Below are 2898 nucleotides of genomic sequence, written 5' to 3' on the forward strand. Positions count from 1 at the left end.
GGTAAAACCCGTTTGTATAAATCTTATAACACATATTCTTAGTAGGAGGAGATTTGAACTGATTGTTGAGGTACATTCCATGAAGCGGGACCGCATATTTTTTGTGATAATGTATGCCTCGGCAATTTTCTTTCCATTTCTTGTGCCCAAGTCCCACATCTTCATTGCAGTATCCCTTGTTATCGGCTATCTAATATATGCTTATATTACCTTCAAGGGCGAAAGCGCTGATATAATGCATGCAGAGGAGTTGTATTTCAAGAGGTTTTTTATTAGAAGTCATCAGCCTGCGGGTTTGCCGCTTATAATATTTCAAGTACTATCAGCCCTTGCCATAATGGTCGGCGGTGCCCATGTATTCGTGGGGAATCTCGAAAAACTCTCTGTCACATGGGGCATGAACCCTCTGCTCTTTGCCCTGCTGATAGCTCCTGTTGCAACCGAGCTTCCTGAAAAGTTCAACAGCGTTACATGGACGCTGAAGGGAAGGGACACACTCGCCATGGGCAATATTACGGGTGCAATGGTGTTTCAATCCACATTCCCTGTATCCATAGGATTGTTGTTTACGGATTGGAACATTTCAGGATTTGCCCTGTTTTCTGCAATTCTGGCATTGATCTCGGCGGTTGTTGCAATAGCGGACATCCAGATAAGGGGCAGGTTGTCTCCAGTTACAGTCCTTCTTGGCGGTTTGTTTTATATTATATATGCGGCAAGTATCTTTTTGAAATAGCATCTACCCATCCGACTTATTATTCTCTATAATAACCCTTGCCGCGGCAACCCTGTTTTCCACTCCCAGTTTCTGGCAGGGCATGAACGGTGATTACTACGCGCTGGGCGCGAATATAAATGCCTCTGTCACTTCGGAATGGAACAGTGGAGCCGGCTTTGCGCCGGTGAGCGTTAATGACGTTTTTAACGGTCTCGGGCATACCATCACGGGGCTTACTATTAACAGACCCGGCGAAGATTATATCGGACTGTTCAAAGCTCTTGGTGCTGTTGCTGATGCAAGCATAAGGAATGTAGGACTGGTTGGCGGCAGTGTAACCGGCAGGGATTATGTCGGAGGTCTGGCGGGTAAGAACAAGAGCCAAATCAGCAATTCGTATAACACCGGCAGCGTGGACGGCAGCACCGATGTCGGCGGACTGGTAGATGGTGAAACCGATGGCACAATCACCAACTCTTATTGGGACACCCAGACTTCAGGCAGATCGAACTGTGTTGGCTCAGGCAGCGATAGCGGCTGCACCGGCCTGACAACAGCCCAGATGAAGCAGCGGGCGAGCTTTAGCGGATGGGATTTTACCACCGTATGGAATATTAACGAAGGTGTGTCCTACCCATACCTGAGATGGCAATCCTCCTCCTTAAGTTCATCATCATCTTCTTCCTCCTCATCATCAAGCAGTTCGAGCAGCTCAAATTCATCGAGCAGTACTACAGACAATAACGCTGTTCGTCAGGAATGGCTCGGCGATAATGCCGAGCAGAATAAAACCGGCAGCAAAATAAACAAGCTGTTCTACAGGACTTCGAATTTTGAGGATTTATTCATAGCCGAGGTGTCTTATTATAACGCGATTTTTGCCGACAAGCCGGAGACCTGCATATTGGAGTGCGAGTAATGAACAGAGTTAAGAGTAAAAGGGAGGCAAGGGATGAGATGCAAAAAACGGAGTAATGAAAAGACAGTGATTGCCACCGGCGCGAGAAAAACTGCTGCGCTTCTGCTCTGCTGCACTATTGCCCTGTTTTTTCTGTTCAGCGCCTTTGCCGCGCATGCAACGGAGGTTGTCGGAAAATTCAGCGCTGTTGAAGGAAGGGTGGAGGTTATGAGGGACGGCAAATTTCCTGCTGCCATTGCAAGTATTGGGACAACTATCTCTGCAAATGACCTTATCAAGACAAAGAGCGATTCAAAGGCAGAGATAGTATTTTACGATGGCAATATACTCAGGATTGCACAGCGAAGCAGGATAGATATCAGCGAGTATGCAACAGGAGGCAAGGCTGTCATCTCGATGCATGATGGAAAAGCAGAGGCGATTGTTCCGAAACAGCTTGCAAAACGCATAGCAGTATCGCCAGGAGCGAATAAATTTGAGATAAGAACCATTAACGCTGTGGGAGGGGTCAGAGGAACGGATTATTTTGCATCTCATGAGGGCGATGTTTCGCGGTTTATTGTGAAAGAGGGAGTAGTGGCTGTTTATAACCTTGCGTTTCCGGATATGCCTGTTTTGGTAACAGCCGGAAACATGACTGTGGTTAAAGAAGACAGGCAGCCCACAACGCCGGAACCTGTGCCTTCAGAAATAATTAAAGAGTACGAAAGGGAGACAACACCCGCATCCTCCTTGCCTCAAGCTATGCTTCAAAAGGATCCGATGCGGTTTATAGGATGCAACAAATAAAACTGCGGGCAGGGTAGTCCGCGGGCAGGATACAGATATCCTGCCCGCTGCATGTTTGCTTTTATGTCGGTGTTTGCCCATACTCTATGATGTTGACTATATCCTCGCTCGGCTTTGGAAGTCCTGCCAGCTTCCATGCCTGCAGCGGGTCCATGAACTGCTCATTGATACAGTTCTTTGGCTGATGCACGTTTTTGCATACGGCATTTAGAATAGGGAAGAAGTTGTACTTCCTGTAATACTCTCTGATGAATTTCAATATATCCAGTTTTTCCTTTGTGAGTTCTTCAACCCCTTCTCTTTCTGCCAGTGCACATGCAACCTGCTCGTTCCAGTCATTGAAATTAACAAGGTAGCCCTCATCATCAACATTGATCTTTAAACTTCCATATTCGATTACAGGCATTTTGCACCTCACTCTTCTAACGAAGTTTGTCAAACATATACTTACAATCTGTTAAAGTTGCGGTGT

The 2898-nt window shown here is 46.5% G+C and carries 4 protein-coding genes; 3 read left to right on the top strand and 1 reads right to left on the bottom strand.

Translation table 11 applies throughout. The features are described from left to right. From V7L97_RS11945 to V7L97_RS11955, 3 genes are all read left to right on the top strand, one after another. Positions 1 to 736, top strand: a 736-nt coding sequence (locus V7L97_RS11945) for a sodium:calcium antiporter (protein ID WP_333656278.1), incomplete at its 5' end; no start/stop codon positions are given. A gap of 82 nt (positions 737 to 818) precedes the next feature. Next, on the top strand, positions 819 to 1637 hold the full coding sequence (locus V7L97_RS11950; protein ID WP_333656279.1) for a hypothetical protein: 819 nt from the start codon (positions 819 to 821) through the stop codon (positions 1635 to 1637). A 33-nt stretch (positions 1638 to 1670) separates the two neighbouring features. Then, positions 1671 to 2426 carry a FecR family protein gene (locus V7L97_RS11955; RefSeq protein ID WP_333656280.1) on the top strand — a complete coding sequence of 252 codons (756 nt, stop codon included), beginning with the start codon at positions 1671 to 1673 and terminating at the stop codon, positions 2424 to 2426. 61 nt (positions 2427 to 2487) lie between these two features. Here the strand turns inward: V7L97_RS11955 and V7L97_RS11960 are convergent, their stop codons facing one another. After that, positions 2488 to 2832, bottom strand: coding sequence for a TusE/DsrC/DsvC family sulfur relay protein (locus tag V7L97_RS11960; protein ID WP_333656281.1), 345 nt, complete (start codon positions 2830 to 2832; stop codon positions 2488 to 2490). Positions 2833 to 2898: the final 66 nt, after the last annotated feature.

The sequence above is a fragment of the Dissulfurispira sp. genome, assembly GCF_036745535.1.
GTDB lineage: Bacteria > Nitrospirota > Thermodesulfovibrionia > Thermodesulfovibrionales > Dissulfurispiraceae > Dissulfurispira.

Coding starts and splice junctions, on each gene's coding strand:
- V7L97_RS11950 (WP_333656279.1), top strand. CDS start 819: ATGAACGGTGATTACTACGCGCTGGGCGCGAATATAAATGCCTCTGTC.
- V7L97_RS11955 (WP_333656280.1), top strand. CDS start 1,671: ATGAGATGCAAAAAACGGAGTAATGAAAAGACAGTGATTGCCACCGGC.
- V7L97_RS11960 (WP_333656281.1), bottom strand. CDS start 2,832: ATGCCTGTAATCGAATATGGAAGTTTAAAGATCAATGTTGATGATGAG.